The 24,217-nt window shown below is 41.4% G+C and carries 14 protein-coding genes; 8 read left to right on the top strand and 6 right to left on the bottom strand.

The window, feature by feature from the left end; genetic code table 11:
* Positions 1 to 208: 208 nt before the first annotated feature.
* From NTX44_14910 to NTX44_14890, 5 genes are all read left to right on the top strand, one after another.
* Positions 209 to 469, top strand: coding sequence for a hypothetical protein (locus tag NTX44_14910; GenBank protein ID MCX6122899.1), 261 nt, complete (start codon positions 209 to 211; stop codon positions 467 to 469).
* Between the two features lie 54 nt (positions 470 to 523).
* Positions 524 to 2,647 carry a glycoside hydrolase family 3 C-terminal domain-containing protein gene (locus NTX44_14905; protein MCX6122898.1) on the top strand — a complete coding sequence of 708 codons (2,124 nt, stop codon included), beginning with the start codon at positions 524 to 526 and terminating at the stop codon, positions 2,645 to 2,647.
* A gap of 175 nt (positions 2,648 to 2,822) precedes the next feature.
* Positions 2,823 to 3,848, top strand: coding sequence for an L-glyceraldehyde 3-phosphate reductase (mgrA, locus tag NTX44_14900; GenBank protein MCX6122897.1), 1,026 nt, complete (start codon positions 2,823 to 2,825; stop codon positions 3,846 to 3,848).
* A 92-nt stretch (positions 3,849 to 3,940) separates the two neighbouring features.
* Complete coding sequence (locus NTX44_14895) at positions 3,941 to 5,440, top strand: MFS transporter (GenBank protein MCX6122896.1); 1,500 nt, start codon at positions 3,941 to 3,943, stop codon at positions 5,438 to 5,440.
* 36 nt (positions 5,441 to 5,476) lie between these two features.
* A complete protein-coding gene (locus NTX44_14890) occupies positions 5,477 to 7,867 on the top strand; it encodes a N,N'-diacetylchitobiose phosphorylase (protein MCX6122895.1) in 2,391 nt (796 codons plus the stop codon).
* Between the two features lie 91 nt (positions 7,868 to 7,958).
* On the opposite strand, the gene NTX44_14885 is transcribed toward NTX44_14890, so the two are convergent.
* From NTX44_14885 to NTX44_14860, 6 genes are all read right to left on the bottom strand, one after another.
* Positions 7,959 to 9,665: an alpha-amylase family glycosyl hydrolase gene (locus NTX44_14885; GenBank protein MCX6122894.1), complete on the bottom strand. Its 1,707-nt coding sequence runs from the start codon at positions 9,663 to 9,665 to the stop codon at positions 7,959 to 7,961.
* Positions 9,666 to 9,840: 175 nt separating this feature from the next.
* Complete coding sequence (locus NTX44_14880) at positions 9,841 to 11,466, bottom strand: sodium:solute symporter (GenBank protein MCX6122893.1); 1,626 nt, start codon at positions 11,464 to 11,466, stop codon at positions 9,841 to 9,843.
* A gap of 19 nt (positions 11,467 to 11,485) precedes the next feature.
* On the bottom strand, positions 11,486 to 12,541 hold the full coding sequence (locus tag NTX44_14875; GenBank protein ID MCX6122892.1) for a galactose mutarotase: 1,056 nt from the start codon (positions 12,539 to 12,541) through the stop codon (positions 11,486 to 11,488).
* 80 nt (positions 12,542 to 12,621) lie between these two features.
* Positions 12,622 to 13,956: a xylose isomerase gene (gene xylA / locus NTX44_14870; GenBank protein ID MCX6122891.1), complete on the bottom strand. Its 1,335-nt coding sequence runs from the start codon at positions 13,954 to 13,956 to the stop codon at positions 12,622 to 12,624.
* 2 nt (positions 13,957 to 13,958) lie between these two features.
* Positions 13,959 to 15,458: an FGGY family carbohydrate kinase gene (locus tag NTX44_14865; protein MCX6122890.1), complete on the bottom strand. Its 1,500-nt coding sequence runs from the start codon at positions 15,456 to 15,458 to the stop codon at positions 13,959 to 13,961.
* 112 nt (positions 15,459 to 15,570) lie between these two features.
* On the bottom strand, positions 15,571 to 16,641 hold the full coding sequence (locus NTX44_14860; protein MCX6122889.1) for a LacI family DNA-binding transcriptional regulator: 1,071 nt from the start codon (positions 16,639 to 16,641) through the stop codon (positions 15,571 to 15,573).
* 646 nt (positions 16,642 to 17,287) lie between these two features.
* Between NTX44_14860 and NTX44_14855 the strand changes: the two genes are divergently transcribed.
* Genes NTX44_14855 through NTX44_14845 form a run of 3 tightly spaced genes read left to right on the top strand, consistent with a single transcriptional unit; the run spans position 17,288 to position 24,217 of the window.
* Positions 17,288 to 20,521 carry a TonB-dependent receptor gene (locus NTX44_14855; GenBank protein ID MCX6122888.1) on the top strand — a complete coding sequence of 1,078 codons (3,234 nt, stop codon included), beginning with the start codon at positions 17,288 to 17,290 and terminating at the stop codon, positions 20,519 to 20,521.
* A gap of 34 nt (positions 20,522 to 20,555) precedes the next feature.
* Positions 20,556 to 23,162, top strand: a complete 2,607-nt coding sequence (locus tag NTX44_14850) for a hypothetical protein (protein ID MCX6122887.1) — start codon at positions 20,556 to 20,558, stop codon at positions 23,160 to 23,162.
* Between the two features lie 11 nt (positions 23,163 to 23,173).
* Entirely contained in the window at positions 23,174 to 24,217 is a 1,044-nt protein-coding gene (locus NTX44_14845) for a PorV/PorQ family protein (protein ID MCX6122886.1), read from the top strand.

Genomic DNA, 24,217 nt, shown 5'->3' with positions numbered 1-24,217 from the left:
GTAAAATTTGTCGTTGTGTCAAAGAACATGATGAAATCCCGAATTGGCTCCATGGCTACCCATGCTGCTGATTTCGTATTGGATTTCTCGGACTCGTGGGTCATTGACATGCAACCGGTGAATCATTTCAGAAACATCTGATGAAATCTTTCCATGGCATCAAACTCATAAAGCCTTGGTAAAAACGGTTGAGTGTGAAGCTAAGATTGTGCATATTCTGTCTGAAATATTGGCAAGAATTGATGAAGAATTGCGCGGCAGTTTAATTGACGATAAGCCAGCAAGCGTTATTTCTGATACTTCAAAGATAAAGAGATTCGTCCAAGGATTTACCGCTGTCGTCCATTTCACCATGGTATACGAAGAACTCTTGAATGGTTTGAATCAAATTCTGCGAGAAGAATCAAATGACCGAATGTATAAGATTGTCAAACCATATGAGAAAGCCCTCAATCTCTACAAACTATAAATTTGATTTCATAAGGCATTATTAAAATTATTAACAATATATGAGGATTGACATATGCTTCGAGATATTGGTTCTATTAAAACGTTGCCTATTGTTATTATTGTTTTTTGCTTTCAGCTCAACAGTCAATCTATTACTCTGAAAAAAGAAATCTTTCAACCGCTTTCTTATGAGTCAGCCGATATAAAGGCTGACTCTGTGTTGGCACTCATGACGCTGAATGAAAAAATTGATTTGGTCGGAGGTGATAGATCGTTTTTTATCAGGCCGTTGCCAAGATTAAATCTTCCCGAAGTGTATATGGCTGACGCAACGCAAGGTGTGCACATACGGGAAAAATTCAGAGATATAGACCTGACGAAATATCAATTGGAAAAATCAACAGCTTTTCCCTGTCCAATTTCATTGGCGGCTACTTGGAATCCTGGACTTTCCTACAATTACGCCGAGGCTGTTGGTGAAGAGTGTCGAGCAGGCGGCATTGGCATTTTACTCGGGCCCGGCATTAATAGTTATCGACAATCTCAGTGCGGTCGAAATTTTGAATATTTTGGAGAAGATCCTTTTTTAAGAGCACGAATGGTTGAAGAATATGTAAAAGGAGTGCAAAGTACTGGAACAATAGCGACATTAAAACATTTCGTCGCAAATAATACAGAATATTTTAGGAGAAAGAGTAATTCCCTCATCGATGAGAGAACGTTACATGAAATTTATTTGCCCCCATTTCAAGCTGGAATTGATGCTGGCGCCAAAGCGGTCATGACTTCTTACAATTTGTTAAATGGAGAATGGTGCGGACAAAGCGAGTATGTCATTAATAACATCCTGAGAAAACAATTGAGCTTTCAGTGGTTGGTCATGACAGATTGGAGGTCGGTGTACAACGGCGAAAAACTTGCGAAATCCGGTCAGGATTTGGAAATGCCACATGCAATCGCTTTAAAGGATGCTCAGCAGTTTCTTCAAGAAGGGAAAGTAAAAGTCGAGGATCTTAATCGAATGGCAAAAAGTGTGTTAAGAACATATTTTGCCATGAAATTCGATGAACGAAGAATGAATATTCATAATACTGCGCAGTATGAAAATCATGAACTTGTCGCTTTGCAGACAGCATGCGAAGGAATTGTCCTTCTCAAAAATGAAAAGAATATCCTCCCTCTTCAAGAAGATATAAAAACTATTTTGTTAACAGGTGAGTACGTGGAAAAACTGGCTAAGGGAGGCGGAGCTGCGGAGGTGAAGGGATATAACAATAGACTGATGCTTGATGAATTGAAAAGTGAATTCGGCGACAGGTTGACCTATGAGAAAAATCCAGGTCTCAGCCAAATTAAATCTGCGGATGTCGTTTTATGTAATATCGGAACGGGGGACAGTGAAGGATGGGATCGTCCATTTGAATTGCCGGAAGACCAGGAGAGAAAAGTAGAAGAGTGTGTGAGTAATAATCCCAATACTGTTGTCATCGTTACATCCGGGAGCGGCATCAGAATGACGGGGTGGAACAATAAAGCGAGAGCAGTTATCTATGCTTGGTATGGCGGTCAAATCGGGAATAAAGCATTGGCGGAAATTCTTGCCGGAAAAATTAATCCCTCAGGAAAACTCCCTATAACAATTGAAAGAGAATTCAAAGATTCACCGGCCTATGGATATGTTCCTGAACATGAATCGTTGTATCATACTTGGAGTGATAATGAGGAGAAAAATCATTCTATATACGATGTTCGATATTCAGAAGGAATATTTGTTGGGTACAGATGGTACGAAAAGAAAAACATCGAGACGCTCTATCCGTTCGGACATGGTTTATCTTATACAACCTTTGCATACAGTGATCTTACAATAACAAACGACAAATTTCGTGAGAATGGCGTTGTGAACGTACGCTTTACGGTGAAAAATGTAGGAACGAAAACAGGATTGGAAACAGCTCAATTGTATATTCAGGATGTTGAATCTACCGTTCCTCGGCCGGTAAAAGAACTCAAGGGATTTAAAAAAGTGGAATTGGAACCGGGTCAAAGTAAGACTGTTGTGATAGAATTACATAAGAAGGATTTTTCTTTTTGGAATCCGGAATCAAAAGGTTGGTTTTTCGAGAAAGGTACATTCATTATTCATATAGGCGCATCCTCAAAAGATATTCGGTTACAAAAACAAATGGAATTATAACGACTTTTTCAGCTCGTATTCTTGAATAAACCGAATATTTTGTGGATGAGATTCTGTCAGCATGCAGATTCAGTCGCAACAATCTTTTCTGCAGCCATGTATTTTGGAATAATGATTCTTAAATTGACAATGAATTTTTCAATTGAACCAGGAATCATAAAACAGGTGTAATATGATGATCTATGCTCCAGAGATAAAGAGATATGATGAAATGAAGTATACCCGATGCGGTCGAAGCGGGCTAAAGTTACCGGCCATTTCTCTGGGATTGTGGCACAACTTCGGAAGTGTTGACAGTATTGGTACTGCCCGAGCAATGATTCGATGTGCTTTTGATTTGGGGATAACTCATTTTGATCTAGCAAATAATTATGGTCCTTCTCCCGGATCTGCAGAAGAAAACTTCGGAAAGATTTTGAAGAAAGATCTTTCATTGTATAGAGACGAATTGATTATATCAACAAAAGCCGGTTATCTCATGTGGCCTGGCCCGTATGGAGAATGGGGATCACGGAAATATTTAATCGCAAGTTTGGATCAAAGCTTACATCGCATGGGAATAAATTATGTAGATATCTTTTATCATCACCGGCCGGATCCTGAAACTCCATTGGAAGAAACGATGCAGGCTCTCGATCAGATCGTCCGCAGCGGTAAAGCGCTCTATGCTGGAATCTCGAATTATCCACCGGAACTTACCGCCAAGGCAGCAAAGATATTAAAATCCCTTGGAACGCCGTGTCTTATCCATCAAGCAAAGTATAGTATGTTCAATCGGTGGGTGGAAAATGGTTTATTGCACACTCTTAAGAAAGAAGGAATCGGCTGTATTGCATTTTCACCGCTGGCGCAGGGATTGCTCACTAATAGATATTTGGACGGCATTCCCGTCGATTCTCGTGCAGCAAAGCCGCATGGTTTCTTAAAAAGAGAAGAAGTCGAAAATGAAAAAATTTTGAAAGTACGTACACTGAATACCATCGCTATTCGGAGGGGGCAAACCATGGCGCAAATGGCGCTCGCGTGGGTTCTTCGCCATCCGGAAATGACATCTGTTGTTATCGGAGCCAGCCGTGTATCTCAGATCGAAGATGCAGTTGGTACTTTGCAGCATCTCTCTTTTTCGAAGGAAGAATTAAAAGAGATTGAAGTTGTCTTAGCAGGTACAGAGGAGAATCGGCAGGGAATGCCGAAGCTCTAAAACCTGCCCGATACTGCCAGTGTGTAGTAAAGCTTGCGCTTGACCTATTCCGAGAACGTATTTTATCGACACAATCACAACAGGAGATTTCAATGGTAACTGTCTCTCAAAAACTTACATTCAAAGAAAAGATTGGATATGGATTTGGTGATTTAGCTTCGTGCCTTTTTTGGGCAACGATTATGTCGCAGCTCCTTTTCTTTTATACTGACATTTTTGGCCTGACTGGAAAAGCTGCCGGCATCATGTTTTTTATTTCAAGAATCCTCGATGCTTTTTTTGATGTGGTGATCGGAATGACCGCGGATCGTACGAAAAGCCGATGGGGAAAATTCCGGCCATATATTTTATTTGGAGCAGTTCCATTGGCGATTGCTGCTGTCTTAGCATTTTCTACACCTCAATTCAGTGATGTAGGAAAACTTGTCTATGCGTACTGTACGTTTATCCTTTTTATGTTTCTCTATTCGGCAATCAATATTCCTTACACAGCATTGTTAGGTGTTATTAGCGGTGATCCGGTCGAACGAACGAGCGCGTCATCGTTTAAATTTACGGGAGCATATTTAGGCGGTATTATTGTCTCCGCCACGGTCCTTCCCTTAGCATCGTATTTCGGACAAGGCGATGCAGCAAAAGGCTGGCAAATGACCATGGGGTTGTATGGAGTTGCAGCAATTTTGTTCTTTATGATTACGTTCCTTTCAACACGCGAACGTGTTCAACCCATTGCAAAAGAACGAACCTCCGTGAAGGATGATTTAAAAGATTTATCGAAGAATTTTCCCTGGATGATGTTATTCATCGTAACAATTCTTTTTATCCTCTTTGTTTGTATCCGGTTAAGTGTCACAACGCATTATTTTAAATATTATATCGGTGAACAGGCAAGCCCCTTGCTGGCGCATATATCGAATTTCTTTATCCAGTTCCTTCTCAATCCTATCAATGGAATTTTAGGAAAGGAACAGATCGTGCTGTTGGATGTGACGCACAAATTCGGCTTTGAAGTGCTGACATCAGTGTTTAATACATTAGGCCAGGGATTATCGCTCGTCGGCGTTCTTATTGTTCCATGGGTTGCAAAAAATTTAGGCAGAAAAGGAAGCGTTATAATTCTTTTCATTGCAGCATTAATCTTTACCGGATCGTTTTATTTCATCCAACCAGAGAACGTTCTCTTGATACTGGTTCTCCAATTTTTTGGATCGATTACGGGCGGACCTATTTCCGCATTGTTGTGGGTCCTCTATGCCGATACTGCTGACTATTCCGAATGGAAAACTGGAAGAAGAGCCACGGGCCTTGTCTTCTCTGCATCCATTATGTCCAACAAGATTGGCTGGGCGATAGGTAGTATGGTCGCTGCTTTTATTCTGGATCAAACTGGTTTTGTCGCCAATGCTCTACAAAACATAGATGTGAAACATGGGTTGAGGGATATGATGAGTATCATACCGGTTGCAGTGGGAACGGCCGCTCTCCTTATCTTGGCATTCTTTTACAAATTAGATGAAACGACAATGAAAAAAGTGAAAGAAGAACTGGATGTAAGACGGAAAGCGAGCGAGGCAGAACCAACAACCGTGTAATACATCCGTTCAAAATTTTAAAAGGAGAAGGTAACAATGCAGTTCGGATATTTTGATGACAAAAATAAAGAGTACGTCATTACACGGCCTGATACACCAAAATCGTGGAGTAATTATTTAGGATCAACCGAATACGGTGCGATCATTACCAACAATGCAGGTGGATATAGCTTTGTGAAATCTGCTGCCCAGGGCCGCTTTACTCGTCTCCGCTTCAATGTCATTCCTATGGACCAGCCGGGACGATATCTCTACGTACGAGACAAAGACAGCAAAGACTATTGGTCTGCATCGTGGCAGCCCGTTGGAAAATCTCTCAAGCAATATAAATCAGAATGCCGTCATGGCTCTGCGTACACAAAAATTTCATCTGACTATTCTTCCATTAAAACGGAAACAGTGTACTTTGTTCCGCTTGGCAAAATGTACGAATGCTGGCTATTGAAAGTGAAAAACACGGGGAAGAAAAAAAGAAGATTGAGTGTCTTTACATTTGTCGAGTATGCAAATAATTGGAATCTTTCTCAGGACATGAACAATCTTCAATATTCACAGTACATCATGAAAATGGATGTCGTTGGAAATATCATCGATCATGGAACCAATGTCTTTATGCCTTCGCTGCCAGATAAATTCGAAGACGATGGGCAAGGACGTCATACGTTTCTGGCAGTTTCCGGTGCGAAGGTAAAAGGATTTGATACTGATAGAGAAATATTTATCGGACCCTATCGTACATACGCGAATCCCCTCGTTGTTGAGAAAGGAAAATGCAAAAATTCAAAGGCGGTTGGAGATAATGCCTGTGGAACGTTGCAAGTCGACATCGATTTGAAACCGGGAGAATCAAAAGAGTTGGTTGTCCTTATGGGTATCGGTGCAGCCGGTGTTGAAGGAAAACAAGCCGTACGAGAAATGGGAAATCCGGATAAAGTCCGAGAGGAATTTACAAAACTGAAAGAATACTGGCATGCAAGAATTGCAGGGATGACCGCCGAGACACCGGATAGTGAATTCAATAGTATGTTCAACACATGGAATCCGTACAACAACTTAATGACATTTGCCTGGTCGCGTGCGGCGAGTTTAGTGTACTCTGGTGAAAGAGACGGACTCGGGTATCGTGATACGGTTCAGGATATGCTGGGCATTCTTCATTCGATACCGGTTGAAGTGAAAGAGCGGCTTGAACTCATGATCACCGGACAAGTCTTCAGCGGCGGCGCGATGCCTGTCGTAAAACCATTTGCACACACACCTGGAAAGGAAAAAGCGCCTGACGAAAAAGACTTTCGCTCAGACGATTGTATGTGGCTCTTTAACACTATCCCGGCATATGTAAAAGAGAGTGGAGATATTTCATTCTATCTTAAAGTCCTTCCGTACGCCGATAAGGGAGAAGATACAGTACTTGGGCATCTTCGCCGTGCAATACAATTCAATCTTGATCATTCAGGCAAGCATGGATTTCCGTGTGGCCTCTCGGCTGATTGGAATGATTGCTTAGCTCTGGGGCAAGATGGCGAAACAACGTTCGTCGCATTTCAACTTCGCTACGCGTTAAAAACGTACATGGAAATTACGACGATGCTGAATAAACCGGAAGAAACAACATGGGCAGCGGATCATTTGAGTACTCTTGATGAAAATCTTAAAAAATATGCATGGGATGGTGAATGGTATTTGCGGGCCTATAGGGCTGATGGTTTGAAATTTGGTTCAAAGGATAATGAAGAAGCATCAATTTTTATTGAACCGCAGCCATGGGCGGTCATGAGCGGTCATACGGCCAAGGAACATTCTGAGAAATTATTGAATGTCGTACGAAAGCGCCTCTCAACTGATTATGGCCTGATGCTCAACGATCCGCCTGTCGAAAAAACCGATCCGCATGTCATCAAAGCAAGATTGTTTAATAAAGGCATGAAGGAAAACGCTTCGATATTTCAGCATACACAGAGCTGGGTTGTTGCCGCTGAAGCGATGATCGGCAGAGGAAATATTGCGTATGAATATTATAGAAAATTTATGCCTTCCGCCTACAACAAAAAAGCGGAATTGCGTGAAACCGAACCGTATGTCTATTGTCAATTCACCCACAGCAAACACAGTCCGCGGTATGGTGCTTCTCGATTACCGTGGTTGAGTGGAACGGCGTCTTGGGCTTATTATACAGCTGCGCAATACATTCTTGGCATTCAACCTGATTATTCCGGATTACGAATTGATCCATGCATTCCCTCGAAGTGGAAGGAAGTAAAGATTACACGAAGATTTCGGAATAAAAATTTTACTATTGTCATTAAAAATAAAAATGGAATTCAAAAAGGTGTGAAAAAGATACTATTGAACGGTGAAATTATTGACGGGAATCTAATTCCTGCTGATAGAATGATGGAGAGCAACGAAGTTCTTGTTGAAATGTAGGAATTGAAAAATATAAGTTTGTCAAATGTAATACGCTACGCCGCGGGTTTGTAAAAGGGGCGAGAACCGATCGGGTCTTGCCCCTTCACATTTATTGTACTTTATATACTGCATACATTATTCCAGGTACCTCAATTTTCAGTGTCTTCTCATTTTTTGTCACTTTAATTTCTTTTCCTGCTAACAGTTGCAGTTTCTTGTAAGGCATATTGACTTGAAACTCAGCAGTTACCGTCTTTTCAGCAGGATTGAGAATAATCAACATTTCATCTTTTCCATTGGCTCTAGCATACACAAGGGGATATGTGTTTTCTTTTGCATAGAGCGGAACAAATTCAGCAAAAGCAGCTAATGCAGGTTCGGTATGCTTTAATTCAATCAGCTTCTTAACGCGGCTCAGTAACGAATTCGGATCCTGTTGTTCTGTCTCGACATTTGGTGCGTCGTTGCTCGTATCTATTGGTAGATAGAGTTTGGAGAAATCAGCAGTAGAAAATCCTCGATTCTTTCCTGGTGTCCACTGCATAGGTGTGCGCGCACCGGCGCGCGGCTTATATGCCCCTTCTATTTGAGGCATGTCATATAATTCCCGCATACCAATTTCATTACCATAATAAATGAAGGGAATTCCTGGCATGGTTATACCAAAGGCCATAATCATTTCAAGTTCATCATCCGTTCGGTTCACATTCATTCTGGCATTATCATGGTTTCCAAGAGGCAGCAAAATATATCCCTTGGTTTTTGTTTCATTGTATTGCTCCATGTATTTCGATAGGAAATAAGCAATATTCCCTTTGCCTTCCTTATCGAAAAAGCTGTGTCCTTCAGAGTAGCCGTTCAAAATACGCCAGCTTTCTTTTTGTGCTAAATCGTTGTACCCGTCGAACCAATGGAAGAAATCAGCGTGAAATAATCCGTCAAGAGCATCTTTTGGATATGACCATTCTGATACCATAAATGCCTGCGGATATTTTTTCTGAACGATCTGGCGAATTTCTTTCCAGAATTTCTTTGTGTCGCCATTGACATCGTTTCCCTTGACAAGAGCTCCCGCCATATCTGCGCGAATGCCGTCAGCTCCCAAATCCATCCAATAGCAGAATATTCTTTTTAATTCTTCACGCATTGCAAGAACATCAGGATGGTTCGTTGGCATCTGCCATTTTTTATTTGTATCAGGTTGACCGAAGCCGAAATTCAATGCAGGCTGTGACCAATAAAAATTCCGCATGAAATTTCCGTTCCGCTGTCCGTATCCCTGAATGAACCTGTTGGCAAATTCACCTTCTTCCATTTTCCAGACATTATCATTCCAGACATACCAGTTTGTATATTTATTGGGCTTCTGTTTACAGGATTCAACAAACCACGGATGATCTATGGCAGTATAAGTGATGACATAGTCGAAGATCACCTTCATTCCTCGTTTATGCGCTTCTTCGAATAAGCGCTTTGCATCTTCGTTGGTGCCGTATCGAGGTGCGACTTTATAGTAATCCCGAATATCATATCCGGCATCGTTGAATGGCGAATCGAAGAACGGATTGAGCCAAATGGCATTCACACCTAAACTTTTGACATAATCCAATTTTTGAATGATACCAATAAGATCGCCAATACCATCTCCATTGGAATCGTAGAACGTTTGGGGATAGATCTGATAGAATACGGCATCGCGAATCCATTCTGGTCCATCAGGGATGGTACACTTGCCGGTTATCTCTCGTGCTTGTCCAAGCATAAGTGACAAACCTACGGAGAGAAAAAGTCCTGTAGTGACGAGTCTCTTGATCATAGTATGTTCCTTTTCCTAAAGGGAATGTTTAGCGAAAAGAAGATGCTTAATATATTGGTGAAATTGTTTTTCATTATCTTCGTTCATGAATTGCGAAATGATAAAAATACCTCACTGAAGTATCCCGAACTTCAGTGAGGCGAAAAACGAATGATGCAGGACACCCTGCTGAAGTTTAATGTACAATACCCAACGGCGAGAAATAAACAAACACAGCGACGATGAAAACGAGAACAATCAACGAGAGAACAAGATCCGTTATATTCCAGCTGGCGCGAGATTTTGCCTTATCCGCTGCAACGGTTGTCGCATACGTTAGCCCGTTCAACTGTACGTCAGACGGTTTTGCTGTGAGCAGACTTACGACAATCAAGAGACATACAGAAAAGACGAAAAGGAAAATGCAGAAATAAAGAAAGTTAAGTGTTGCAAATGCATACAGGAACCCGCTCAGATTATCTTTGATGAGTTCAAGAAAGATACGAAGAAGGCCGATGATGAATCCGACAACCATCGTGGTTAAAGCACCTGTACCGTTGATCCGTTTGAAAAATACGCCAAGGAGAAAAACGCTTGCGATAGGCGGAGCAAGATACGATTGAACACTCTGTAGATATTGATACAGAACGGGGGAAATTCCTTTCATCATTGGAATCCAGACCATTCCTAAAACAACGACGGCAGCAGTGGTTATACGTCCTACTTTGACCAATTCTTTATCAGTGGTCTGTGGTTTAATTTTTTTATAAATATCCAGTGTGAATAATGTTGAGCAAGCGTTATATACTGAAGCGAGAGAGCTCATTAGTGCTGCGAGAATACCGCCGGCAAGAATGCCGCGTAATCCTACGGGTAGTAATGTCTTTACCAATGTAGGAAATGCCTGGTTGGAATCAGCAAGCTGAATTTTGCCGCTGTTGACTAACGCGTATGCTATTAATCCAGGAATCAAAAATATGAAAAAAGGAAGGAGTTTTAAGTATGCAGCAAAAATTGTTCCTCTCCGTGCTTGTTGTTCATCGCGTCCTGCAAGGCACCGCTGCACAATGTGCTGGTCTGTGCACCAGTACCAGATACCAACAATGGGAGAAGCGAAGATAATTCCTAACCATGGAAAATCCGGATCTGATAACGGGCGAAACATATTGAGATGATCGGATGTTACTGAGTGCACAAGAGTGTTCCATCCGCCAACTTGAATAAGGCCGGATATGGTTAGAATGATTGAACCGCCTAAAAGAATAATTGCTTGCAGGGCTTCTGTGTACATAACGGCATGAAGCCCGCCAAAGATTGTATAAATTCCGGTAATGACAATGAGAACTATGGCACCAGTCCAAAAATCTACTCCCAAAAACGATTCGAATACAACGGCACCTGCGAAGATGGTCACAGAAACCTTTGCGATGACATAACTCAGCATTTGTACAATAGAGAGCAGCCAGCGAGTCTTCTCGTTATATCGTCGTTCCAAGAATTCCGGCATGGTAAAGACCTGGCTTCGCATATAGAAAGGGACAAACACCCATCCCAGCATGAGAACAATCCAAGAATGGAGTTCATAATGTCCCATCGCTAATCCGGATTTTGCTCCTGTACCGGCTAATCCTACAATGTGTTCCGAACCAACATTGGATGCAAGAATAGAAGCGCCAATAACAAACCAACCAAGATTGCGATTAGCTAAAAAATAATCAGTTGGAGAATCTTTCTTTCGCCTGATCGACCATACCGATATACCGCCGATAAGAAGAAAATAGAGTCCAACGACAACCCAATCGATGAAACCAAGAATTTCCATGCGCGTTCCTTTCCTGTCATTATTTGGTTGAGAATTGATACATTGTTGTTTGATGATATATATCGTTTGCTTTTAAAACAACAGACGGGAATTCAGGTCTGTTTGGAGAATCAGGAGGGCATTGAGCTTCCAAACAAAGCCCCGTTCTGTTTTCATAGATAAAACCGTCTTTTCCTCTTACCGCTCCTTTCAGAAAATTCCCGGAATAAAATTGAAGCCCCGGTTGATCCGTGAAAACAGATAATAAGCGTCCGCTTCGTTGTTCATAAACTTCCGCAACTTTTCGAACCTTGCCGTTGTAGTTTCTTAAAACCCAATTGTGATCATATCCGTTTCCGAGCAGCAGTTGCTGATCACGCTCATTGATGTGCAGCCCAACAGCAGTAGGAATGCGAAAATCCATTGGTGTATTCTTCACCTCAAGGCATTCGCCAGTTGGAATGAGTCCATGGTCCACCATTGTGATTGCATCAGCTTCGATGCTGAGCGCGTGATCGAGTATCGTATTTCTGCAAGAACCGGACAAATTAAAATAGGAATGATGCGTTGGATTGAGTATGGTTGTTTGATCAGTTGTTCCACGGTACTCAATGCGTAATTCATTTTTCTCTGTGAGTGTATACGTAACCGTGAGAGTAACTGTTCCGGGGTAACCCTCTTCTTTATCAGGACTGATGTATGTTAACGCAAGAGACGGTTCACTTCGCTCTTCAACGATTTTCCCTGTCCAAAGTTTTTTATTAAATCCATCGATTCCTCCATGGAGGTGGTTCTTTCCATCGTTGATTGTCAACTGAAAACGATTTCCATTCAACTGAAATTGGCCTTTCGCAATACGGTTTCCATAGCGACCGACGATTGCACCAAAACAACAGTGATCACTCACATAACTTTGCAGGGAGTCATAGTTTAATATAACATTCTCAAACCTGCCATTCCGATCTGGCACAATGATCGAAGTGACTATCGCTCCATAGTTGATGATCTTAATACAGATTCCAGTGCTGTTTTTCAAGGTATATTGGTTCACTTCTCGGCCGTCCGTAAGTGTACCAAACAGTGTTTTTTCAATCATAGTACGGACCTATGGGATTAATGCTGAATATAAAAACCTAGTTGAACATCAGCGGAATAATAATAAATAATTTTTCTTGTTTAAATATAGTCGTTGATAAAGGTCTCAAATAATTCTTGTTTGCCGCTTATCTGTTTTGGTTCTCCATTGGCAATTGCTATGTTGCGAAGGTTTTCGAGAGTAAGTTTGCCTTTTTCATAATCGGCACCTTTTCCTGAATTGAATGAAGCATAACGTTCAGCACGCATTTTCTTATATGGCGACTTGGTAAGCACGTCGTTGGTGACCAATAAAGCGCGTGCAAAAGCATCCATACTTGCAATATGAGCTATGAAAATATCTTCCAAATCGGTAGAGTTACGACGGGTTTTAGCATCGAAATTGATACCACCGGTTTTAAAACCACCTGCTTCAACAATGACAAGCATAGCTTCTACCAATTCGTATATATTGATAGGGAATTGGTCGGTATCCCAACCGTTCTGATAGTCTCCACGGTTAGCATCAATACTTCCAAGTAAACCGGCATCTGCGCATACCTGTAGGTCATGCTGGAATGTATGTCCAGCTAAGGTTGCATGGTTCACTTCAATATTCAATTTGAAATCTTTATCCAAGCCATATTGTTTTAAGAAAGCAATGACCGTAGCTGCATCAAAGTCATATTGATGTTTGGTTGGTTCCATTGGTTTGGGTTCAATGTAGAAACAGCCTTTGAAACCATTTTTGCGACCGTAGTCACGGGCAATGGTTAAAAATTTTCCAAGATGTTCAACTTCACGTTTCATGTTCGTATTCAAAAGGCTCATATAACCTTCACGACCACCCCAGAATACATACCCTTCGCCACCTAATTTAATAGTAGCATCAATTGCATTTTTAACCTGTGTACCTGCATAACAAAGTACATGAAAATCAGGATTAGTAGAAGCACCATTCATATAGCGCGGATTTGAGAAAACATTTGCTGTTCCCCAAAGTAGTTTAACTCCTGTAGCTTTTTGTTTTTCTTTAGCATAATCTGTGATAGTGTTAAGGTTCTTTTCGTATTCAGCAATACTGTTGCCTTCATCAATTAAATCTAGATCATGAAAGCAATAGAAAGGAATACCGATTTTCGTAAGAAATTCAAAAGCAGCATCCATCTTATTTTTTCCACGGCTTAAAATATCACTGCCTTCACACCAGGGAAAATTCTTTGTACCGGGACCAAAAGGATCGCCACCTGTTCCACACAGTGTGTGCCAGTAAGCCATTGCAAAACGAAAATATTCTTTCATCGTTTTTCCGGCTACCTTCTTATTTTCATCGTAGTACTTAAATGCCATCGGATTTTTTGAATCAGATCCTTCAAAGAATATCTTGCCGATTTTCGGAAAGTATTCTTTGCTGCCGATTGTCATTTTTGTGCTCATGACTATTGTCCTTTAGATTGTAAAGTTCGTTGTAAGGCAGATGACCAGTGTTGATAGTATTCTTGGTATGCTGCCGAACGGGAATTTTGCGGTTCTATGATTTTTAGGCGTTCAAGTCCTTTAAATGCTTCTTGTCTGGATGTAAAATGTTTTACTCCTAAGGCGGCTCCACGCGCTGCGCCTTGCGCACCGTTTGTACTGTACAGCTCAATACTCACTTCTGCTGTTTGCGCCAGGGTATCAGCGAAGATTGAATTGAGGAAAAGATTAGCAAAACCGGCGCGAATAACTTTTGGTTTTATTTTCATACCGTGCATAATGTCGATTCCGTAGTTGAAGGCAAAAGCAATTCCTTCCTGCACGGCACGCACAAGATGAGCCTGAGAGTGAATATTAAAATGGAGATTGAATATGCGCGCCCCGATATCGCGATTCTCCAGCATGCGTTCTGCACCATTGCCGAAAGGCAAGACGATGACTCCGCCGGATCCAACGGGAGCAGTCGAGGCTAGTTCATTCAGTTGAGAATACTCTAAAGATTGTTGCCCTGTCATACGACGAATCCAACTGTTCGCGATTCCTGTTCCGTTGATACACAATAATACTCCGATACGTTGTGCATCTGAAGAGTGGTTGACATGAGCAAATGAGTTTACACGTGATGCCGGATCGTACTTACGTGTCTCACTGACGCCGTACACAACACCGGATGTCCCTGCCGTTGCAGCGATTTCGCCCGGTTCCATCACGTTCAACGAGAGTGCATTATTGGGTTGGTCACCTGCACGGTACGTGACAGGAATTCCTTCCGGCAAGCCAAGTTCTTGCGATGCCGTGCGGTTGAGACGGCCCTGTTCTCCAAATGTTGGTACAAGGTGTGGAATCAAATCGGATGCTATACCGTATTCTCGAAGTAAAAAAGATGCGATGGAGTTCGATTTAAAATCCCAAAGAATTCCCTCGGATAAACCAGAAAGTGTTGTCACAGCTTCGCCGGTCAACTGTAGTGCTATGTAATCGCCCGGTAACATAAATTTGTCAATTCTATCATAGAGCTTGGGCTCATGTTCTTTTACCCAGCGAAGTTTGGAGGCCGTGAAATTACCGGGTGAATTCATCAGTGAACTAAGGCATTTTTTTGCGCCGATTTTTTTGAATGCTTTTTTACCGATTTCCACAGCTCTACTGTCGCACCATATAATAGAGGGACGTATCACCTGTTTATTCTTATCGACTATGACAAGTCCATGCATTTGATAAGAAATGCCGATTGCAATAATTCCCTCTTTTTGGATGTGGGAAGTAGAGAGAATCTCAAATGTAGCAAGCTTTAAATTTTCCCACCACATCAGTGGTTCTTGTTCGGCCCAACCGATACGATGGGCTGTTATAAGCATTTCGTTTTTTGGAGAGAAGGCACTGGCGACAACTTTGCCTGTCTCTAAATTGAGGAGGGTCGCTTTGACAGATGAACTGCCAACGTCATAACCGAGAGTATACATCTTTTTTCACTATTAATTTAATAAATATTATTGAGTGCCCATGATAAAAAAAGGATAGTCCAGAATTATTTTAGTGATTCATGCTCGCAATTCTTTTGTGAGAAGATTAACTTTAGGTTAAGTGCTTTTCTTTCATTGGATTTGCGTTTAACGGCTGCAACGCCATTGTCGATTGTCGCACGATGAATTCGGCATCAAAAACTACATTTTCAATCGGCAAAGTCATAGATGATTCTATATTCTTGATTAAAATTTCGGTTGCTTTTCTGCCTAATTCCAGCATAGGGGCACGAATAGTTGTTAGTGGTACAGGAATGTACTTTGAAAACGGAATATCGTCATTACCGACGATAGAAATTTCATCCGGTATCTTGATGTGCATTTCATTCAACGCTGATATAACACCGAGAGCAACAAGATCGTTGTAACAAACAATTGCTGTCGGATACTCTTTTCGACTTCTGTCCTTGAAATATGCAAAACATTGTTTATACCCATCGATAAGATGCGCTCCAGTCGAAATGATCATATCGCTGTTGAATACAAAATGGCTTTCACTATATGCCCGGCGAAATCCATCAATTCTTTCGTACGTATGAGAAGCATGGGTGGGTCCAGCGAAGTGCACGATCTTTGAATGCCCGTTGTTCATCAAATATTTGATGGCTTCTTTCATCGCCTTTATATTGTCTATGCTTACAACATTCGCTTGAATGCCTTTGACATTTTCTAAAAGCACGAATGGAAAATTGATCATCTTTAAAGTGAAGAGATGCTCAATCTCAGCCGTCCCTTCTAACACGGGTGCAATAATAGCGCCTTTAATGTCTTTTCCTGAAAAACCTTTGATAATTTTTTCTTCAAAGGTGTGATCACCTTCCGAACTGGCAATGCTGACTAAATACCCTTTGCTTCTTGCATATTCAATGACACCCAATGCAATTGCTGTATAAAACGGATTATCCAATTCGCGGATGAGGAGGCCGATACTGTCTGAATACGTATCTGCGTTTTTTAAATTTCGGGCGCTTCCATGAGGTCGGTAATTCAATTCCTTCATTGCGTTCAGAACAAGTTTTCTTGTTTCTGGCTTGACGGTATTCTTTTCATTCAGTACTGCCGATACTGTCCCTATGGAGACTTCGGCTCGTTTAGCAACGTCACCGATTGTCACTTTGTCCACCAATAACCTCCGAAATTGATTGCCAGATTTTCAATAAAAAGAACTTGACTTTTTTTAAAAAAACTATTTATATTGGATTGAAACAATTCAATCTATTTTCAAACGATACAATTTATTTCAAAAATATTTTAAAGTCAAGAAATCAAGTTATAGTTTTAAGCTTTGTTATTGTATCAAAAGAAAGATATACAGATGTTGCTCACGCTCGACACGGATAAAGAGAAAAAGAAAGGAAAACAACATACACGTTGCGAATAGTTGTTGTCCATTTCGAGTGAAGTCTTAATTTCCAGTCCGGTGTGATCACCTGTGTACCTGTCCATGCTTTCCTAAAAAAACATTTGAACGCAGGATCGAATTTCTAAACTGTGAAGATAGATATTGTTCCTTACCACAGATGTTTGAGACAATTGATGCAATTCTTTCCAAAAAGAATCATGTGTGTTTCGTCTCTCTAAGTTCTTATAAATATTTTTAGATAAGTATTTTCTTATGACTTTCTAAGGTTAATCACTTAGGGCTTGTATTTGAGGAATCAAAAAGGAATTCTCATTCGATTATTTTTAAGAGCACCCCGTTTTAAATGCACAGAAAACCCTCGCCTTGAGGCAAGAGCAGTATACTAAACCGTAAGGAGAAATAGGATATGAAACAACTGAAGAAGGAGATCGCATACATTCTTCTGCTGACAATTGTATTGACATCTCTGCTATGGTCAGGAACAACAGGAAAGATCGCGGGCACGATAACGGATAAGGCAAATGGGGAATCCCTGATTGGAGCGAATGTTGTTGTTGTCGGGACATCGTTCGGTGCGGCGGCAGATATCAATGGTCAGTATTCCATTTTATCTGTTCCGCCGGGTACGTATAAGGTTCAAATCTCTTTCATCGGATATGAAACGACCGTCATCAATGATGTACGCGTCTATATAGATCAAACTGCACGGATAGATGTTGCTTTGGGACAGCAAACAATTAATGCAGACGAGGTCGTTGTTGTAGCCGAAAGAACCACCATTAAGCCAGATGTCGCCACCAGCGTTTCAGCGGTATCGGGCAAAGAAATTGAAAGCTTGCCTGTGAGTAACGTTGTGAGTGCTATTGGCTTGCAAGCTGGTGTTCGTGGAGGTTGGAGTTCCAACCCTATTGGCGCGGCGCAACCGACATTCGCCCGAAGCTCAAGTAGCGGAAGAGTGAGTGTTCAAGGGGGATTAAGTATCCGCGGCGGTGGAGGCGATAATATTCTTTTCATGGTGGATGGTGTTACCATGCGAGACCCCAGAAACAATGAACCAACAACTGAAGTATCGTTGAGTTCTGTGAAAGAAATTTCTGTGGAACGAGGTGGATTCAGTGCGGAATACGGTCAAGTTCGATCCGGTGTTATCAATGTCGTCACTCGAGAAGGAGCTAGACAAGGTTATTTCGGAAGTGTTCAGACACGGGTCAGTCCACCCGCACCGAAGTACTATCGAGGTACAGGGATTTTGGATATTCTCGATCCTAATTCTTTCGTCCTGCGTCCCTATTTCGATCCTGCCGTATGCTGGACAGGGACAGACAACGGAGCTTGGGATGAATGGACTAAAAAAAAGTATCCTTCGTTTGATGGTTGGAACAATATCTCGCAGCAGCTAAACTCGGATAATAATCCGAATAACGATTTAACACCTATGGGAGCGCAGCGGGCTTTTGAATACGAAATTCGTAAAAGACAACCTAACAATCAGCCGGATTATGACATCGATGGCGGGTTTGGCGGTCCGATTCCTTTCGTCAGTGAAGTACTTGGAAACCTTCGATTTTTCACTTCCTATCGTAGTACTCGCGAGATGCTGCTGTTCCCCCTAACGAGACCGGATTACAGTGATTACGATTGGTCGCTGCAAGTTAATTCTGATATTACATCTTCGATGAAACTTCGAGTTTCTGCCACTCTTGGAAAACAGTATACCATCGAAAATAACTGGGATTATAACGGTTCTTATTTTTATCCACGTACACCGGGTGATATTGCCGGTGTTGTTGGTAATAATTTGATGGCAATATTCTCCGATTACAACTTCTGTCTGGCTGATATCGGGAAACGATCTCTTTCTGCTAAACTGACGAATGCTATTAATTCCCGTACCTTCTATGAAATATCTTTAGAAAATTTCAGACGTGATTACAATGTACGCCCAACTGCATTACGAAATACATCGCAGATTGACCAGATTCTCCCGGGTTTTACCGAGAATGGGAATCCATTTGGTTATTATCCGATTAACGACTACACAGATGGTGTTTATATAAAGGGAGGTTCGCAATTCTCCAGAGTGCGAGATTTTACTGTTGTCAATTCGACTACTTTGAAAGCAGATATAAGTAGTCAAATCAATTTTCAAAACTTAGTAAAAGCCGGAGTTGAGTTTCTCTATAATGATCTCAACTTCGATTATGGACAAATAGCAGATGCCGGACAGCCTGCTGAAAAATACATAAACAGGGTTCAGATGCGTGCTTTCCCTGTCCAAGCATCTGTTTACTTGCAGGACAAACTTGAATTTAAAGAGTTTACTGTAAACGCCGGATTGCGTTTGGATTATATCAATTCAAATACCGATTGGTGGAATGTTGATCCTTATAGCTCTTTCTTTGCCGATACTGTGATGTCGACGTCATTTTCTAAAACAAAATCCACGGCACAGTGGCAATTAAGTCCTCGTTTGGGCATTTCACATCCCATATCAGAGAATGCAAAATTGTTTTTTAATTACGGCCATTTTAAACAAGTTCCTCAATATGAAAGCATATTCCGAATTCAGCGGAAAAATTTCCAACAAATGACGAGTTTTGGTAATCCCAATATTATTCTTGCTAAAACCATCTCTTATGAGTTGGGATTTGATTACGTCGTGTTTAATGATTACTTGATACAAATGGCTGGTTTTTACAACGATATAACGAACCAACAAGGTTTTACAACGTATACTGGCTCTGCTGGATTTTCTTATACCGAAGCTACTTCCAATAATTATCAAGATGTCCGCGGATTTGAATTGACCATTCGTAAAACTACCGGGCGCTGGTGGTCTGGTTTTGTCAATTACACTTATCAGGTTTCCACCTCAGGACATTTCGGTAGTGCACAGCAGTTTGACGATATAGGGCTACAAAAAAGCTATGACGAAACAACAGTCAATATATATCAAGATCGTCCACTTCCGCAACCTTATGCAAGAGCAAATCTTAATCTATTTTCACCGCAGGATTTTGGTCCAACAATATTTGGACACAATATTTTGGGTAGTATCGGATTAAATATTGTATTGGATTGGCAAGACGGTCCTTGGACCACTTGGAATCCCGGTGATCTCTCCTATGTAGCGTACAACGTAAAGGCAGTGGATTATTTCAATACAACTTTACGAGTGGATAAAACGGTGAGCATTGGAAAATTTAGAATTCAACTCTTTATGGATGTAAACAATCTCTTCAATACGCTCCGGCTAAGTAATAACCCTGGTGGAGACCAAGATTATATGAAATCATTGCATTTTCCAAAGAGTAAAGATTATCCCAATATGGTTGGAGATGATAAGGTAGGCGACTACCGTACGCTGGGCGTAGAGTTTCAACCTATGCAAAATGGCGTTCCCTTTGGCTCGGCTGGAAAAGCGCGATTAATATATTATGATAATAACGATAGAAGTCAAACATATGGTAAGTATTTTGAATACATGAACAATCAATGGTCCCAGGTCGACCAAAATCGGATCGATAAGATCATTTCAGATAAAGCTTACATTGATATGCCGAATGCTTCTACCTATTGGTTCTTGGATCCGCGAAAAATATATTTTGGTCTGAAACTATCTTTTGACTTCACCGATTAGCAAACGAATAGAGGCATTTATGAAAGAGCGAAAAATGAGAAATCGATTTTTTGTCATCACAGCGTGTTGCTTGATCTTTTGCAGTTTTCACACGATGAATGCTCAGCAAATCAAATGGCTGCGTGTCGGTGATTTGCAATCGCCTATTAGTGAATTAGGCATGGAGTATGAAGTTGAATGGAACGTCACAAATACGAGCAGCAATTTTTTTTCGTGGCCCGTTCAATATAATTTTGATCAAACTGTAATGCGACACAGAGGTTTGATGATTGGCTGCAAGAATTTTAGCGATCCGGTAGAAAAGAAAGTGAAAAGTGTAAAGGTGATTTCCACCGGTTTTAAAGGTCCTGCCGACCCCACTCAAATCTTTCCACAGGAACTCAAACTGATCGGGAAGAGCTCTCATCCAAAAGTATTTGTTGACGGCCAGCGTGCAACGGTTCTCGATACCTATGATGTTTTGGATGAAGTGGATCCATATCTCCCATGTGATCGTATGGTATTGGTGAAATATAATACTTCTATGGGAATCTCAGTAACAAAAAAGGTTATGTCATTTGCCAATTCAAAGCACGGCAATTACTTTATCTACGACTATGTCTTCAAGAATACAGGTATTATTGACGGCGCAGGTACTATTCAACAACCGAGGCAGACGATGGATAGTGTTTGGATATATTTCGAGTATCGGTATGCATTTGCCGGCGTGACTGTTGGTGGATCTGGTGCAACGTGGGGGGCATTTGAATCTGATTGGGGACAAAATACACTGAATCACGCTTTTGGAGAGGATCCGGGCGCCACTGAGTTTAATGATCCGACTTCTCCTCTTTATCAATTGAGAGGTTTCTATTCTTATTATGGTCCATGGGGTACTTCCCCTCGGACGTCTGTATATGAAGAAGATTGGGGATGCCCTAAGTTAACTGATCCTGGAAGCGGCACACTGGGTTCAGCTAAATATGCAGGTTGTGCAACTTTGCATGCGGACTTAACTCCACAGAATCAGACAGATGATCCCAACCAACCAAGAACGACATGGTATATTAGTGGTGATTACAATCCTCTAGGGAACACTACCCCGAGCCAGTATGATGAAACATTTATGAGTCTTCGATATGCCGTGATGACTGAAGGACATCCACCAGTACAACATGATGACATGCTGGGTAACGCTTACCCGGATAATTATAGGGAACCAAAAAGAAACGAGGGTGGCGGTGTTGCTATGGGTCAGGGATTTGGTCCTTATAACGGACTTGCCCCGGACTCTAGTATTCACATCGTTTTTGTTGAAGGAGTATCCGGACTCTCTTGGGAAAAGGGTCGAGAGGTTGGTGCGAACTGGCTGCAATGGCATAATAATACCGGTGCACCGCAACTTGTCATGCCAAACGGATCCACCACGACAGATGAAGACTTATACAAACGCAGATGGTGTGAAACGGGAAAGGATAACATACTGCAAACTTATCGGAACGCAAAACAAAATTATGATGCTGGTTATGTCGTTCCTCAGCCTCCTTCTCCACCAAGTCAGTTTACGGTTACTTCTGGTAGTGATAAGATTATGCTTGATTGGACTAACAACGCTGAGGGTGCAGCACACTTTGGCGGCTATGTAATCTACCGATCTGTAGGGACCGTCTTGCAGTGGACAACAAATTATGAAAAAATCTTTGAATGTAATAAATCCAATGCCGTCAATCATTTTGATGATGTCACTGCAAAAAGAGGATTTGACTATTACTATTACATCCAGTCGAAAGATGACGGCACACAGGTACCCAATGAGATTCTTTACAGCAGTCTGTTTTGGACGGTGACCAGCCGGCAAGCGAATCTGCAGCGACCGGTTATACCTCCAAATTTTCCTCCAGATGTTAATACTAGTTTTTGGAAATTAATAGTAGAATATAAAGGAGCTTGGGTGAGTGGCACTAATTATAGCAGCAATACTCATGATGTTGTATCCTATCAAAGTTCGTTTTATATTTGCAAACTTCTTATTTCTGATACGACAAGACCAACGCTTGATAATACTCATTGGCAATTGCTGACATCTCAAGGAGATTCGGTTGCATTTAATAAAGGATCATGGATTTCTAGTTCTGGCTATGCTGATACTACACATGATATTGTATCCTATAATGGTTCGAGTTATCTTTGCATTAGCAGAATTACTCATGGCGTGATAACTCCAGATATTGATAAGACTCATTGGCAGTCGATGGCATCTCGAGGAGACTGGGTCTCTGGTTCTCATTATAGCGCTCATGATGTTGCTTCCTTTAGCGGTTCAAGTTTTGTTACCTTATTTGCAATTGCCAGTGGTCATGGGTTGGATTTAGTTCGAGTTGTTCCGAATCCTTATGATATTCGTGCTCGGTTCTTGCAGTTTGGCGACCAATCTCAATATGACCGATTAGCCTTTTACGGATTACCGGGTGTATGTAAACTGAAAATCTTCACTGAGCGCGGCGACCTTATTTGGGAGAAAAATCATACGAACGGTACGGGTGATGAACTTTGGGATTCGAAGACTTCGTCAGGGCAGATTATTGCCAGTGGTATTTATATTCTCTATGTTGAAACGACCGATCTTGGATCAGTATTTCGCAAGTTTGTTATCATCAGGTAAGGAGATGATCAATGAAAAATAAGGTATGTGCATTATTCGTAGGTGTTCTGATGGGAAGTCTGTTGTTGACCAGCGGGTATGCTCAAGACAATCAAAAATTAGCCCAGACAGGCTTTCAATTTCTCAGCGTGGTATCGGACGCGCGGTCGGCTGCAATGGCAGATGCGTTGACGAGTCTTCAGCTGAATTCCAGCGCGTTATTTTCCAATCCTGCAGGTATGTCAGGGATGGAGAAATTTTTTGATATGTCGGCTAGCATCAATCAATGGATAGCGGATATAAAACACTACACATTTAGTGTGGCTATCAGTCCGGCAAAAGGAAATTATGGAGTTATTGGTTTTAGTGTCCAGAGCGTGGATTACGGAGAATTTTATGGTACGCGTGTGAATAGATCTGTTCCTCTGGGATATGATGATACGGGCATGTTCAAGTTGAGCTCCTTAGCTCTTGGTGTCGGGTATGCCAAACAATTAACGGATCGTTTTGGCGTAGGGGCTCATGTTCGTTGGGTACATCAAGATTTAGGAGAATCAATGATCGCTGTGAATATCCGGACCGACACAACTGATCCTACCGGTCAACGTCGTATTGCAGATACCTCTCTTGTAACAAATAAACTTTCGCCGTTGGTTTTCGATTTTGGAACACAATTTAAAACAGGTTTTAAAAGTCTCGTGTTTGGTATGTCAGTGCGTAATTTTTCCGGAGAAGTGAAATATGCAGAAGAAAGTTTTCAAGCTCCTTTGGTATTCACTCTTGGAATATCGATGGATCTGATGGATCTTATTGGTACGGGCCTATTGGATCAGTCGCTTATTCTGAGTATTGATGCAAGCCATTACAATGATCATCCTGAGCAACTTAAAATAGGTGTCGAATATCGAATCATGCAAATACTTTTCCTGCGTGGTGGTTATGCGAATGACAATGGTGGAAATGGACTTTCGTTTGGATTGGGTGTTTCCCAATTTGGCTTTGCTGTTGATTATGCCTATACACCGTTTGGTGTATTCGATAAGGTGCAGCGAATGACCGCCAGAATTTCTATGTGA

The organism is Ignavibacteriales bacterium (genome assembly GCA_026390575.1).
Taxonomy (GTDB): domain Bacteria; phylum Bacteroidota; class Ignavibacteria; order UBA10030; family UBA10030; genus Fen-1298.
The sequence above is the reverse complement of the archived record's forward strand: the minus strand, read 5'-3'. Positions and strand labels throughout refer to the sequence as shown.